General features: G+C 73.1%; 10 protein-coding genes. 6 read left to right on the forward strand and 4 right to left on the reverse strand.

Features of this window, described 5'->3' with window-relative positions:
• Positions 1 to 116: 116 nt before the first annotated feature.
• Together dnaE and K3554_RS04320 are read left to right on the forward strand one after the other, a co-directional pair.
• A complete protein-coding gene (gene dnaE, locus K3554_RS04315; RefSeq protein WP_259943943.1) occupies positions 117 to 3638 on the forward strand; it encodes a DNA polymerase III subunit alpha in 3522 nt (1173 codons plus the stop codon).
• 153 nt (positions 3639 to 3791) lie between these two features.
• A complete protein-coding gene (locus tag K3554_RS04320; protein ID WP_259943945.1) occupies positions 3792 to 5561 on the forward strand; it encodes a matrixin family metalloprotease in 1770 nt (589 codons plus the stop codon).
• A gap of 7 nt (positions 5562 to 5568) precedes the next feature.
• Here K3554_RS04320 and hisG read toward each other — a convergent pair whose 3' ends face one another.
• Genes hisG through hisS form a run of 3 tightly spaced genes read right to left on the reverse strand, consistent with a single transcriptional unit; the run spans position 5569 to position 8782 of the window.
• The gene (gene hisG / locus K3554_RS04325) at positions 5569 to 6258 is read right to left on the reverse strand and encodes an ATP phosphoribosyltransferase (protein WP_409197334.1); all 690 of its coding nucleotides are present in this window, start codon (positions 6256 to 6258) and stop codon (positions 5569 to 5571) included.
• Positions 6255 to 7310, reverse strand: coding sequence for an ATP phosphoribosyltransferase regulatory subunit (locus K3554_RS04330; protein ID WP_259943946.1), 1056 nt, complete (start codon positions 7308 to 7310; stop codon positions 6255 to 6257). The genes hisG and K3554_RS04330 overlap by 4 nt, the downstream gene beginning before the upstream one ends.
• Positions 7307 to 8782, reverse strand: coding sequence for a histidine--tRNA ligase (gene hisS / locus K3554_RS04335; RefSeq protein WP_259943949.1), 1476 nt, complete (start codon positions 8780 to 8782; stop codon positions 7307 to 7309). The genes K3554_RS04330 and hisS overlap by 4 nt, the downstream gene beginning before the upstream one ends.
• A gap of 62 nt (positions 8783 to 8844) precedes the next feature.
• On the opposite strand from hisS, the gene K3554_RS04340 reads away from it, so the two are divergent.
• From K3554_RS04340 to K3554_RS04355, 4 genes are all read left to right on the forward strand, one after another.
• Complete coding sequence (locus tag K3554_RS04340) at positions 8845 to 9069, forward strand: SlyX family protein (RefSeq protein ID WP_259943951.1); 225 nt, start codon at positions 8845 to 8847, stop codon at positions 9067 to 9069.
• Positions 9070 to 9245: 176 nt separating this feature from the next.
• Positions 9246 to 10499 (forward strand): ABC transporter substrate-binding protein, encoded by a 1254-nt coding sequence (locus tag K3554_RS04345; RefSeq protein ID WP_259943952.1) that lies wholly within the window; start codon positions 9246 to 9248, stop codon positions 10497 to 10499.
• Between the two features lie 72 nt (positions 10500 to 10571).
• Positions 10572 to 11603 (forward strand): carbohydrate ABC transporter permease, encoded by a 1032-nt coding sequence (locus K3554_RS04350; protein ID WP_259943953.1) that lies wholly within the window; start codon positions 10572 to 10574, stop codon positions 11601 to 11603.
• 1 nt (position 11604) lies between these two features.
• Positions 11605 to 12489: a carbohydrate ABC transporter permease gene (locus K3554_RS04355; RefSeq protein WP_259943955.1), complete on the forward strand. Its 885-nt coding sequence runs from the start codon at positions 11605 to 11607 to the stop codon at positions 12487 to 12489.
• Between the two features lie 111 nt (positions 12490 to 12600).
• Here the strand turns inward: K3554_RS04355 and denD are convergent, their stop codons facing one another.
• Positions 12601 to 13584: a D-erythronate dehydrogenase gene (gene denD / locus K3554_RS04360; RefSeq protein WP_259943956.1), complete on the reverse strand. Its 984-nt coding sequence runs from the start codon at positions 13582 to 13584 to the stop codon at positions 12601 to 12603.
• Between the last annotated feature and the right edge of the window lie 11 nt (positions 13585 to 13595).

Here is a 13595-nt window from a genome sequence, read left to right on the forward strand (position 1 = left end):
GAACGCGAAGGCGGGTTTGGCAACCCGGTGCGGCGCCCCGGTCACGGCGACGCGAAAGCTGGGGAGAACCCGAGGCGCCGCTTCAAGATGCGGGGGGCGGGGGCTATCTAAGATTCATGCCCAGACCTGCCGGATTCGTCCACCTCCGCCTCCACACCGAGTACTCGCTGCTGGAGGGCGCGGTGCGCCTCAAGAAGCTGCCCGAGCTGGTGGCGCGGGCGGACATGCCGGCCGTGGCCGTCACCGAGACCAACAACATGTTCTCGGCGCTCGAGGCCGCCTCGGCGCTAGCGGGGCGCGGGGTGCAGCCGATCATGGGCTGCCAGGTCGACCTGATGCACGACCCCGCCGAGCCGGGGCAGCGCCCCCGCCCGCCCGCGCCCGTGGTGCTGCTGGCCAAGGACGAGCGCGGCTACGAGAACCTGATGAAGCTCAACTCGTGCCTCTACCTCGCACGACCCGAGATGGCGCCGCAGGTCACGGTCGAGGAGTTGGAGCGCCACGGCGAGGGGCTGATCTGCCTGACGGGCGGACCCGACGGGGCGATCGGGCGCCTGGTCGCGGCGGGGCAGGAGGCCAAGGCCGAGAACCTCCTCGGCCGTCTCCACGGCATCTTCGGCGACCGCCTGTATGTCGAGCTGCAGCGCCACCGCGAGGCCGAGCCGACCGAGCGCTTCCACGTGGAGCAGGCCTACGCCCGCGGCCTGCCCCTGGTCGCCACCAACGACGTCTACTTCGACAAGCGGGACATGCACGAGGCGCACGACGCGCTCCTGTGCATCGCCCAGGGCGCCTACGTGGACCAGCAGGCCGAGCGTCGGCGCCTGACGCCCGAGCACCGCTTCAAGACCGCCTCGGAGATGGCCACGCTGTTCGCGGACCTGCCTGAGGCGGTGGAGAACACCCTCGAGATCGCCCGCCGCTGCGCTTTCAAGGCCTACGGGCGCGACCCGATCCTGCCCAAGTTCGCCGACGACGAGGTGGCCGAGCTGCGTCGCCAGTCCGAGGAGGGCCTGCGCGCCCGCCTCGCCGTCATCCCCCACGCCGCCCCCGTCGAGGCGTACGAGCGGCGCCTAGACTACGAGTTGGGCGTGATCGAGGGCATGGGGTTCCCGGGCTACTTCCTGATCGTGGCCGACTTCATCAAGTGGGCCAAGGAGCAGGGCATTCCCGTGGGTCCGGGCCGCGGATCGGGGGCGGGCAGCCTGGTGGCCTACGCCCTGACCGTCACCGACCTCGACCCCCTGCGCTACAACCTGCTGTTCGAGCGCTTCCTGAACCCCGAGCGCGTGTCGATGCCGGACTTCGACATCGACTTCTGCATGGACCGCCGCGAGGAGGTCATCCGCTACGTGCAGGGCAAGTACGGCGACGACCGGGTGGGCCAGATCATCACCTTCGGCGCGCTCTTGTCCAAGGCCGCCGTGCGCGACGTGGGCCGCGTGCTCGGCATGCCCTACGGCCAGTGCGACCAGCTCTCCAAGATGATCCCCGTGGAGGGCGTGAAGCCCGTTTCGATCACCAAGGCCCTGGCCGACGAGCCGCGCCTTCGCGAGGCCTGCGCCGTGTCCGAGCAGGACCGCCGCGAGGGGCGCACCAACCCCGTGAAGCGCCTCATGGACTTCGCCGAGAAGCTGGAGGGGCTGCTGCGCAACGCCTCGACCCACGCCGCGGGCGTGGTGATCGGGGACCGGCCCCTCGACGAGCTGGTGCCGCTCTACAAGGACCCCCGGTCCGACATGCCGGCCACCCAGTTCAACATGAAGTGGGTCGAGAAGGCCGGTCTGGTGAAGTTCGACTTCCTCGGCCTCAAGACGCTCACGCAGGTGCAGAACGCCGTGGACCTGATCCGCGCGCAAGGAAGGGACCTCCACGTCGCCGCCGACGGCCGCGCGATCTACGCGCCCGCCGAAGGCACCGAGAACGACATCGCCGCGATCCCGCTGGACGACGAGGGCGCCTACCGCGTCTACTCCTCCGCCAACACCGTGGCCGTGTTCCAGGTGGAATCCACGGGCATGATGGACGCGCTGCGGCGCATGAAGCCCACCTGCATCGAGGACATCGTGGCGCTGGTGGCGCTCTACCGCCCCGGCCCGATGGAGAACATCCCGAAGTACTGCGAGGTCAAGAACGGCCTGTCGCAGCGCGACCGCCTCCACCCCCTGATCGACGACATCCTGGACGAGACCCAGGGCATCATCGTCTACCAGGAGCAGGTGATGGAGATCGCCCGGAAGATGGCGGGCTACAGCTTGGGCGGTGCCGACCTCCTGCGCCGGGCCATGGGCAAGAAGATCCAGGCCGAGATGGACGCCCAGCGGCCCCTGTTCCTGGAGGGCGCCGCGAAGAACGGCGTCGACAAGGACAAGGCGATGGAGGTCTGGAACCTCCTCGACAAGTTCGCGAACTACGGCTTCAACAAGTCCCACGCCGCCGCCTACGCCGTGGTCAGCTACCAGACCGCCTGGCTCAAGGCGAACCACCCGGTCGAGTTCATGGCCGGGATCATGAACAGCGACATCCACCTCACCGACAAGCTGGCCGTCTACGCCGAGGAGGTCCGCAAGTCCCCCGACCGCGGCGGCCTCGGGCTCGAGATCGTGCCGCCTTGCGTGAACCGCTCCGAGGCCTGCTTCTCCGTGCGGGACGGCGCGCTGGTGTATGGCCTCGGCGCCCTCAAGAACGTGGGCGTCGACGCCATGGGGCTGGTGGTCGAGGGGCGGGCGGGCAAGCCCTTCGCCACGCTGCACGACTTCGCCCGGCGCGTGGACCTCAAGCGGGTGGGCAAGCGCTCGCTCGAGATGCTGGCGCGGGCCGGGGCCTTCGACGGGATCGACCCGAACCGGGCGCGCGTCCTCGACGCGCTGGATGCGCTGGTGGCCTACTCGGCGGCGATCCACGAGCAGCGCGGCTCGAACCAGGTCAGCCTCTTCGGCGAGGCCGGCGCCGACCTGCCCGAGCCGCGCATCGGGGGCCGCGACGACTGGCTGCCCGCCGAGCGCCTGGGCGAGGAGTTCAAGGCGATCGGCTTCTACCTCTCGGGCCACCCGCTCGACGACTACATGACTGCGCTGCGGCGCAAGGAGGTGAAGACCCTCGCGCAGCTTCAGCAGGAGACCGCGCGCGGCCCCGTGGTGGGCAAGCTGGCGGGCATCGTCTCCTCCCGTCAGGAGCGCAAGTCGGCGCGCGGCAACCGCTTCGCCTTCCTGCAGGCGAGCGATCCCACCGGCGCCTACGAGTGCATGGTGTTCTCGGACACGCTGGATGCCTCGCGCCAGCACCTGGAGCCGGGCTCCAAGGTGATCCTGCAGGTCGAGGCGCAGCAGGAGTCGGACCAGCTCAAGCTGCTCTGCCGGGGCGTCACGCCCATGGACGAGGCGGTGGCCGCGGGCGCCGCCGCCGGCCTGCGGGTGTTCCTGGAGGAGGCGGGCGGCCTCGGCGCGCTGTCGGGCCTCCTGGAGCGGCTCAAGGCCGACCGCTCGATCCGCACCCGCGGCCCGCTGCACCTGTGCCTGCTCGATGACGGGCTGCCCGGCGAGGTGGAGCTGGAGTTGCCGGGCCTGTGGCCCGTGAACCCGCAGGTGAAGGGAGCGCTGCGCTCCCTGCCGGGTGTGGCCACCGTCGAGGAGGTCTGAGCGTGCCCGATCCCCGCGCATTCTCGGCGAATGCGCGCTTCGATCCTAACCGCCTCGCAAGACCCGCCTGATAGCCGGGCGCCGTCCGATCCACCGATCGGGGCGCCACGCCCGACCTCCGGCCGCGCCCCGCCGCGCCGGAGTGCCGCCGTCATGCCCGTCGTCGCCGATCACACCGCCCTCCTGGCCATCAACGACCTCGCCACCGCGCGCTGGAACGCGGGCGGCCCGCTCGGCAACGGCACGGTGGTGACCTACAGCTTCGCGCGCGGCACGGCGCTGCCCTCGCCGTCGGAGATGCACTACGGCGCCAGCGCCGCCGCGCCCCTGAACGCCGTGCGGCGCGCCCACTTCCGCGAGGCGCTCGACGCCTTCTCGGACGTGACGGGGCTGGTCTTCGCCGAGGTCCCCCTCGCGGCGGACCCCATGATCGAGGCGTTCGCGCCCTCGGGACTGAGCGGCACCTCGGCCTACGCGAACTACCCCTGGGCCACGGCCACCGCGGCGGGCACCAGCGACGTGGCCCTGGGCATGGGCGGGAACTGGTCGCCCGGCTCCTGGCAGTTCACCATCCTCATGCACGAGATCGGCCACGCGCTCGGCCTGCAGCATTCCCACGACGGCAGCCGCACCCTCGCCGCGCGCCTCGACGACCACGGCCACACGGTGATGAGCTACAACTACGTCGGCCGCCATCCGCGCGAGCTGGCGGAGCTGGACGCCGCGGCGCTCCGGCACCTCTACGGCCCCGGCACGGGCGAGGACTGGACGGCGCGCTGGAACGCGGGCGCGCGCCGCGTCGAGGTGGAGCTGGGCGACGGCGCCGACCGCCTCATCGCCCCCCACGCCCGCAGCGCGGTCGACGGCGGCGGCGGCGCGGACCGGCTCACGGGGCGCGGGCGGGCGGACATGCTCGACGGGGGCGCGGGCGACGACGTTCTGCGCGGCGCGGGCGGCAACGACCTCCTGCGCGGCGGCGCGGGGCGCGACCGGCTGCTGGGCGACGCGGGCCGCGACCGGCTGGAGGGCGGCGAGGGGCGCGACACGCTGGCCGGCGGCGCCGACGTGGACCGCCTCGCCGGAGGTGCCAACGACGACCGGCTGTTCGGCAACGCGGGCAACGACCGGCTCGACGGCGGCGGCGGCGGGGACCGGATGGAGGGCGGCGGCGGGCGCGACCTCCTGACCGGGGGCGCCGGCGGCGACACGCTGATCGGCAACACCGGCGACGACACCATCGGCGGCGGCGCGGGCGACGACCGCTTGTCGGGCGGGGCGGGGCACGACCGCCTGCTCGGCAACGCCGGCGCGGACCGCCTCACCGGGGCGGGGGGGCACGACACGATGATCGGCGGGCTCGGCGACGACCGGCTCGTGGGCGGCGCGGGCGACGACCGGCTGGACGGCGGCCGGGGCGACGACTTCCTCAACGGGGAGACGGGGCGCGACCGCGTGCGCGGCGGCGCGGGCGACGACACGCTCCACGGCGGCGGCGGCGACGACGTGCTCTCGGGCGGCTCGGGCGCGGACCGGCTGTCGGGCACCTCCGGCCACGACCGGCTCTTCGGCTGGTCCGGCGCGGACCGCTTGAACGGCGGCCCGGGCGACGACACCCTGTCGGGCGGCACGGGCGACGACACGCTTCGGGGCGGGGCGGGCGACGACGTTCTCTCGGGCGGGACGGGCGCCGACGTCCACCACTACGACGGCGGGCGCGACCGGGTCACGGGCTGGGGCGCCGACGACACGCTCTGGGTCGACGCCGGCGCGCTGGGCTTGCGCGGCTGGAGCGCGGAGCGCGTGGTCGCGCACGCCCGTGCGGTGGACGGCGACATGGTGATCGACTTCGGCGGCGGCAACGCGCTGACCTTCGCGGGCGTGGAGGACCCCGCCGCGCTGCGCGGCGACGTGGTCCTGTCCTGAGGGCGTCTCAGTTCGCCGCGAGCCGAGGCGCGAGCCGCTCCATCTCGGCCCGCCGCTCCTCGGTCCAGGGCGCCGCGCGCGAGCGGAACAAGGTGGCCTGGCTGGCGTGGATCAGCCCGTCGCGCAGCACCTTGAGGTGGTTCGCGCGCAGGGTCTCGCCGGTCGAGGTGATGTCGGCGATGGCCTCGGCGGTGCCGTTCAGCACCGTGCCCTCGGTGGCGCCCTGGCTGTCCACCAGCGCGTAGTCCGCCACCTGCGCCTCGCGCAGGAACTCGCGCACCAGCCGGTGGTACTTCGTGGCGATCCGCAGGCGGTGCCCGTGGGCGGCGCGGAAGGCCGCGGCCACCGCGTCGAGGTCGTCGAGCGTGTCGCAGTCGGTCCAGCAGGCAGGGACGGCGAGCACGAGGTCGGCCTGACCGAAGCCCATCGAGGCCACGGTCTCGACCCGCTCGGCCCAGCCCACCACGCCCTCGCGCACGAGGTCCGAGCCGGTGACGCCGAGGTGCAGGCGCCCCGCCGCCAGCTCGCGCGGGATCTCGCCCGCCGAGAGCAGCACCAGCGCCACCTCGGCGCCGTCCACCCGGCCCGCGTACTCGCGCTCCGAGCCGGTGCGCTCCAGCGTGAGGCCGCGCTGGCCGAACCAGTCGAAGGTCTTGTCCATGAGTCGCCCCTTGGACGGCACGCCGAGACGGATCACGGGCGATCCTCCGCTGGGTCGGGCAGCAGGCCAGGCCGCACCACGCCGCCCACGGCGCCGAAGCCCGCGGGGGCGCCCAGGGCGGCGGCCAGCGCGTCGTAGCGCCCGCCCGTGGCCACGGTGGGACCGCCGCCGCCGGGGGCCGCGAAGGTGAAGGTGAAGCCGTCGTAGTACTCCATCGCGCCGCGACCCGCCCGGGCGGCGAAGGGCAGGGTGCCGACGTCGGCGCCGCGGGCGGACAGCGCCTCGGCGCGGCGGTCCATGCGGTCCACCGCCGGCCCGAGGCCGGGCAGGTCCACCTCCAGGTCGCGCAGGGCCTCCAGCGCGGCGGCCATCGGCAACTCGAGGTCGAGCAAGGCCTCCAGCGCCCCGGCCTCGACGGCCGAGACCGGCGGCGTCGCGGCGTCCTCGGCCAGCGCGGCATGGCGCGCGGCGATCTCCTGCGCCGTGCGCAGGCCCACGTGGGGCGCGTCCTCCCCCGTGGGCGCGGGGCGCGAGGCGGCGCGACCCTGGAACCGCTCCATCAGCACGCGGAAGCGGCGCGGGCGGGGGATGTGGCGCAGGAGCGCGGCGCGGCGACGCTCGGTGGTGCGCAGCGTGGCGACCGCGGCGCGCAGGAGCCCGAGGTCGCCCGTCGCTCCGGTCGCGCCCCAGGGAGCCAGCGCCTCGGCGAAGAGCGCGAAGGCCTCGGCGTCGGCGTCGGCAGGATCGTCGCCGCCCAGAAACTCGATGCCGGCCTGCAGGTACTCGCGCGGGCGGGCGGCATCGGCCTCCTGCCGGCGGAACACCTCGCCCGCGTAGGCGAGGCGCGCCGCGCCGCCGCCCGCGTCCATGTGCGCCCGCACCAGGGGCACGGTGAAGTCGGGCCGCAGCACCGCCTCGCCGCGCAGCGGATCGAACGTGGTGAAGGCGCGCGCGCGAAGGTCCTCGCCGTAGAGATCGAGCAGGGGGCCGGCGTCGAGCAGGATCGGCGGCTCCACGCGCGCGGCCCCCGCCGCCTCGAAGCGCGCGAGGAAGCGGCTCGCGCGCGCCCGGTCGGCGGCGGCGATCATCGCGCCAGCAGCGCGCGGACGTGGGCGACGAGGCCGTCCACGGGCACCTCGGTCTGCGCCTCGTGGCTCTTCCACTCGTCGAGCGAGGCGCCCTCGGCCAGTTCCGCGCCCAGGGCCAGGTCCTTGACCTGCACCACGCCGCGCGCGGCCTCGTCCGATCCTTGGATCACCGCCGCCGGGCTGCCGCGCCGGTCGGCGTACTTGAGCTGGTTGCCGAAGTTCTTGGGGTTGCCGAGATAGACCTCGGCCCGGATGCCGGCGGCGCGGAGCCGCGCGCCGAGGGCGAGGTATTCGGGCATCCGGTCGCGGTCCATCACCGTCACGACCACGGGGCCGGGGGCGGCCTCGCTCGCCCCGCCCCGCGCGCGCAGGGCGGCGAGCAGGCGGTCGACGCCCAGCGAGATGCCGGTGGCGGGCACGGCCTGCCCGGTGAAACGCTTCACGAGGTCGTCGTAGCGCCCGCCGCCCGCGACCGAGCCGAAGCGCTGGGGGCGGCCCTTGTCGTCGAGGGTCTCGAAGGTGAGCTCGGCCTCGAACACGGGGCCTGTGTAGTAGCCGAGGCCGCGCACGACGGAGGGGTCGATCGCCACGCGGTCCGGGCCGTAGCCGAGACCGTCCAGAAGCGCGCCGATCCGCTCCAGCGCGTCCACGCCCTCGGCGCCGGTGGCCGAGGCGCCCACCGCGTCGCGCAGGCGGCCCAACGTGGCGGCGGCGTCATCCCCGCCGGCGGTGGTGAAGGCCAGCACGGCGGCCTGCTGGTCGTCCGACAGGCCCGCACCGGCGGTGAAGTCGCCGGACTCGTCCTCGCGGCCACGGCCCAGCAGCGCGCGCACGCCGTGCTCGCCCAGCCGGTCGAGCTTGTCGATGGCGCGCAGCACGATGCCGCGGGCGCGGGCGTCGTCCTCGGGGATGCCGGCCACTTCCATGGCGCCGTTCAGCACCCGGCGGTCGTTGACGCGCACCGCGTAGTCGCCGCGCGCGATGCCCACCCGCTCCAGCGCGTCCGAGACCATGGCGCAGAGCTCGGCGTCGGCGGCCGGGCTGGCGGTGCCCACGGTGTCGGCGTCGCACTGGTAGAACTGGCGGTAGCGCCCCGGCCCGGGCTTCTCGTTGCGCCAGACGGGGCCCATGGCGTAGCGACGGTAGGGCGTAGGCAGGTCGTTGCGGTGCTGGGCGTAGACGCGCGCCAGCGGCGCCGTCAGGTCGTACCGCAGCGCCAGCCAGTCGCCGTCCTCGCCCTCCTGCCAGGCGAACACGCCCTCGTTGGGGCGGTCCACGTCGGGAAGGAACTTGCCCAGGGCCTCCACCGTCTCCACCGCCGAGGTCTCGAGCGGGTCGAAGCCGTGCAGGCGGTAGACCTCGGCCACGGCGTCCAACATCGCGGCGCGCTCGGTGACGTCCGCACCGAGGTGGTCGCGGAAGCCGCGGGGCGTCTCGGCGCGGGGGCGGCGGGTCTTGTGTTTCGGGGCCATCGGCGTCCTCTTGGGTCGCGCCCGCACATACGGGCGGGGCGCCGGGAAGCCAAGGAGGCCGCATGGACCGCACGGACGGCGAGCACGGGATCGAGTCCCGGCTGGAGGAGCGCATCGCCCACCTGATCCGGGCGGTCGAGGACCTCAGCGACGAGGTGGCGCGGCAGGCGGGCGAGATCGACGCCCTGAAGCGGCGCACGGGCCTCCTGCTGGAGCGGGCCGCAGAGGCCGAGGTCGAAGGGCAGGGCACCGTCCCGCTGGCTGATCAGCGCCCGCCGCACTGGTAGCGCGGGGCGGGCGTCCTAGAACCCTCGGGAACCGGGACGTGGGGGCGAAAAACCTTGCATTCGTATGCAAGGGCGGCTTGGCTCCGCCCCGGGAGAACGCGCGCGCCGCGCGCACGATCGAGGACCGCCACGCCCCCCGGGGGCGGAACGGCGGACCCGCGCAACGGGAGAGAGAGATGAACCGCTACACGAAGGCCGCGCTGCTCGCCGGCGCCTCCACCCTCGCCGCCGGCGCCGCGCTGGCCGACGCCCACGCCGCCTGCGACCTGGGCACCGGCAACGTGCGCATCCTGGGCAACGACTTCGGCGCGATCCACGCCGTGGTCGACCGCGCCATGGAGTGCACCACCGAGGGCGAGATCACCGCCAACCTCACCACGGAGCACAAGGAGATCCAGGTCGCGGCCCTTACCGCCGATCCAACCGAGTACACCGTGGCCATCGTCGCCAACTCGTCGCTGGTGCCGCTGCTGAACGGCGGGCTGGTTCGGCCCCTGAACGACCTGGTCGAGGCGCACGGCGACTCGCTGAGCGACCTGCAGCTGATCCGCGTGGGCGACGACATCGTGGCCGTGGCCTTCATGGCCAACGCCCAGCACCTGTTCTACCGCGAGGACGTGCTCGCCGAGGCGGGCGTCGAGGTGCCCACCACCTACGAGGAGGTGATCGCCGCCGGCCAGGCGATCCGCGACGCCGGGATCATGGAGCATCCCGTGGCGCTGAACACCATGACCGGGTGGAACCTGGGCGAGGAATTCATCAACATGTACCTCGGCTACGGCGGCGAGTTCTTCGCGCCGGGCACCGCCGAGGTCTCGATCGACAACGAGGCGGGCATGAAGGCGCTCGAGACGCTCAAGGCGCTGACCGAGCTGTCGAACCCCGACTTCCTGACCTTCGACTCGAACGCCACCGGCGCGCTGTGGGAGGCGGGCAACGTGGCGCTGGCCACCATGTGGGGCTCGCGCGGGGCCGGCATCCTCGACGACGAGGGCTCCTCCGAGGAGGTGGTCGCCGCCACCAAGCTCGCCGGCGCGCCCACCGTGGGCGGCGGCAGCCAGCCCGCGACCACGCTGTGGTGGGACGGCTTCACGATCGCCCAGAACATCTCCGACGAGGACGCCGAGGCGTCGTTCAAGGCGATGGTCCACGGCGTGGCGCCCGAGGTGCTGGAGACGGAAGGCAACGCCGAGCTGGCGGTTTGGCTGATCGAGGGCTACGAGCCGACCCCGGCCGCGCAGGGCGTGGCCCAGTCGGCCCAGGCCGGCGCGATGCCCTACCCGATGCTGCCCTACATGGGTCTGCTGCACACCGCGCTCGGCGACGAGCTGGCGGACTTCCTGCAGGGCAAGGAATCGGCCGAGCAGGCGCTCGACGACGTGGAGGCGGCCTACACCACCGCCGCCAAGGAGCAGGGCTTCCTGCAGTAGAACGCACGGCGCGCGCCCCGGCACTGTCCCGGGCGCGCGCCCTTCCCCCGCAACCCGACGGGGACGCCGCCCATGCCGCACCGCACCTTCTTCTGGTTCATCCTGCCCTCGCTGCTGGCGATGCTGCTGTTCATCGCGGCGCCCATCGCCTCGGTGATCGTGCAGTCCGTGCACCAGCAGCACGAGCAGGTGCTGCGCGTGGTCGAGAACCGCGGCCCCTTCGGCATCACCACCTCCACCACCATCGACCAGGAGGCCACGCAGGCCCTGCGCGACGCAGAGCCCATGGGCCGCTTCGTGGGGCTGGCGATCTACCGGGACCGCGCGCACCTCGCCTTCGACGAGGTGGCCGCGGCCTGGAACGGCACCGACGGGATCGCGGCCTTCGCGGGGCGGCTGATGAACCTGCCGTTCTACCGGGCGCTGATCTTCACGCTGGTCTACACCGCACTCGTCACGCCGTTCACGATCCTGCTGGGGCTCGCCATAGCCCTCGGCGTCAACGGCCTGCCGCGGATGCTGCGGGGGCCGACGATCTTCGTCTCGCTCCTGCCGATGATCGTGACGCCGCTGGTCGGCAGCCTCGTGCTCTACTGGATGATCGACGCCGAGGGCATCCTCGGCCACGCGATCCAGGTGCTGGCGGGCGATCCCACGCTGTCGCTCAAGGCCTCCACGCCGCTCACCTGGGCCACGCTGATCGTCTACGGCGTGTGGCACCACGCGCCCTTCGCCTTCATCGTCTACTACGCAGGGCTGCAGACCGTGCCCCACGAGACCATGGAGGCGGCCATGGTGGACGGCGCCTCGCGCTGGGAGCGCATCCGCTACGTGGTGGTGCCGCACCTCGCGCCGCTGACCGTGTTCATCGCGCTGATCCAGCTCATGGACAACTTCCGCGTCTTCGAGCCCATCGTGGGCTTCTCGGCGGGCGCCAACGCCTCGTCGCTGAGCTACAACATCTACCAGGACCTGCGCGGCGAGATCGCGCTGTTCAACTCGGCCGCGGCCACCTCGGTGCTGACGATCCTCGGTGTGGCGATCCTGCTCGCGCCGGTGCTGGTCCGCACCTGGCGCGACTTCAACGCCAAGCGGGGGCACTGAGATGGAGACCGTGACCGCCCAGCGCCGCTCGCGCGGCCTCGTGATCGCCTCGACCGCCTTCGTCGGGATCTGGCTGGTGATCGCCGCCTTCCCGTTCCTCTGGACGCTCTGGGGCAGCTTCAAGGTCGAGGGCGACTTCTTCTCGAAGGCCGACTGGCGCTACGCGCTGACGGGGGTTCGCACCACCGTCGAGACCGGCGGCCCCTTCACACTGAACGGCTACGAGGGCGCCTGGGTGCGCGAGGAGTTCTGGCGCGCGGCCCTCAACACCTTCATCGTCGTGTTCTTCACGGTGCTCATCTCGCTCACCCTGGGCACGCTGGGCGGCTACGCGCTGGCCCGCTCGGGTTTCCGCTACGCGTTCTGGCTGCTGATGCTGGCGCTGATCTTCCGCGCCATGCCGCACATCACGCTGGTCTCGGGCTACCTGCTGCCGTTCTTCGAGTGGAACCTCTGGGGGCACCTGCCCACCGCCATCGTGGTGCTGGTGGCGATCAACCAGCCCTTCACGCTGTGGATGCTCCACTCGTTCTTCCTCAACATCCCCAAGGACCTCGACGAGAGCGCCATGGTCGACGGCTGCACCCGCTTCGAGGCGTTCCGGCGCGTGATCGTCCCCGTCATGTGGCCCGGCGTGATCACCACGGGGCTGTTCAGCTTCCTCTTGGCCTACAACGACTTCACCGTCACGGCGCTGCTGCTGAGTCAGGAGAACCAGACCATGGTGCCCAAGATCGCGGGCTTCCTCGGCAGCACCTTCGAGGCGGGCAACGTGATGTTCGCGGTGGCCGCCGTGGTCTCGGCCACGGCGCCCCTCTTCGTGCTGGTGCTGGTGTTCCAGCGGCAGATCGTCAGCGGGCTGACGGCGGGGGCGGTGAAGGGGTGATCGCTCGTCCGGGGCCGAAGGCCCCGGCGATCGGTCCAGTGGACCGATCAGAGCGATCACGGGCGAAGCCCCGAATGGCGGTCCCCGCGACTCGGCGACGTAAGGCCCCCCTCAGCCGTCCCGCGGCGGCACCCGCCCTCCCAGCTCGTCCTCCACGTGCGCGGCGATGATCGCGTCCATGTCCGCGTCGGCCCGGAAGCCCAGCGCCTCGGCCCGCTCCGGCGCGAAGCCCCGCGGCCAGTCGCCCACGATGCGCCGGATGGTCTCGTCGGGCGCGCGCCGGATCAGCGCCGCCGCCTCCGGCCCCGCCGCCCGCTCGAGCGCGGCGATCTGCTCCGCCACCGTCGCGCCGACCCCCGGCAGGTTCAGGGCGCGGCGGGGGCCGAGGGGGGCGAGGTCCATCTCCGCGGCATGGAGCAGGAAGCCCACCGCCGCGCGGGGGCTCGCGAACCAGTGGCGCACGTCGTCCTCGACGGGCAGCACCGCCTCGCGCCCCACGAGCGGCTCGCGCAGGATGCCCGAGAAGAAGCCCGAGGCGGCCGCGTTCGGCGCGCCGGGGCGCACGCAGATCGTGGGCAGGCGCAAGCTGATCCCGTCGGCGAGGCCGCGCCGGCTCAGGTCGTCCACCATCAGCTCGCCCATGCGCTTCTGCGCCCCGTAGGAGGTCAGCGGCTGGGGCGAGAAGTCGTCGGGGATCGGGTCGGGCACGGGCGCGCCGAACACCGCGATCGACGAGGCGAACACGAAGCGGGGCCGGTAGTCCGCCTGCGCCGCCACCGCGCGCAGGAGCGAGACCGTGCCGTCGAGGTTCACCGCGTAGCCCTTCTCGAAGTCCGCCTCTGCCTCGCCCGAGACCACGGCGGCGAGGTGGAAGATCACGTCGGGCCGGTGCTCCACCAGCGCGGGCGCGGCGGCGGGGTCGCTGAGGTCCACGGACAGGGCCGCGCCGGGAAGGCCGGCGGGCATCGCGGGGGCGTGGACGTCCACGAGGGTCAGGCCCTCGATCGGTTTCCCGGCGAGGGTGCCGCGCGCGGCGAGGGCGGCCACGAGCTTGGCGCCGATCATGCCGGCGGCGCCGGTGACGAGGATGTGCATGGGGATGACTC

The sequence above is a fragment of the Jannaschia sp. W003 genome, from assembly GCF_025144335.1.
Classification (GTDB): domain Bacteria; phylum Pseudomonadota; class Alphaproteobacteria; order Rhodobacterales; family Rhodobacteraceae; genus Jannaschia.

Excerpts from the sequence above, each read along its gene's own strand:
- dnaE (WP_259943943.1), top strand. The coding sequence starts at position 117 with ATGCCCAGACCTGCCGGATTCGTCCACCTCCGCCTCCACACCGAGTAC.
- K3554_RS04320 (WP_259943945.1), top strand. The coding sequence starts at position 3,792 with ATGCCCGTCGTCGCCGATCACACCGCCCTCCTGGCCATCAACGACCTC.
- K3554_RS04330 (WP_259943946.1), bottom strand. The coding sequence starts at position 7,310 with ATGATCGCCGCCGCCGACCGGGCGCGCGCGAGCCGCTTCCTCGCGCGC.
- hisS (WP_259943949.1), bottom strand. The coding sequence starts at position 8,782 with ATGGCCCCGAAACACAAGACCCGCCGCCCCCGCGCCGAGACGCCCCGC.
- K3554_RS04340 (WP_259943951.1), top strand. The coding sequence starts at position 8,845 with ATGGACCGCACGGACGGCGAGCACGGGATCGAGTCCCGGCTGGAGGAG.
- K3554_RS04345 (WP_259943952.1), top strand. The coding sequence starts at position 9,246 with ATGAACCGCTACACGAAGGCCGCGCTGCTCGCCGGCGCCTCCACCCTC.
- K3554_RS04350 (WP_259943953.1), top strand. The coding sequence starts at position 10,572 with ATGCCGCACCGCACCTTCTTCTGGTTCATCCTGCCCTCGCTGCTGGCG.
- K3554_RS04355 (WP_259943955.1), top strand. The coding sequence starts at position 11,605 with ATGGAGACCGTGACCGCCCAGCGCCGCTCGCGCGGCCTCGTGATCGCC.
- denD (WP_259943956.1), bottom strand. The coding sequence starts at position 13,584 with ATGCACATCCTCGTCACCGGCGCCGCCGGCATGATCGGCGCCAAGCTC.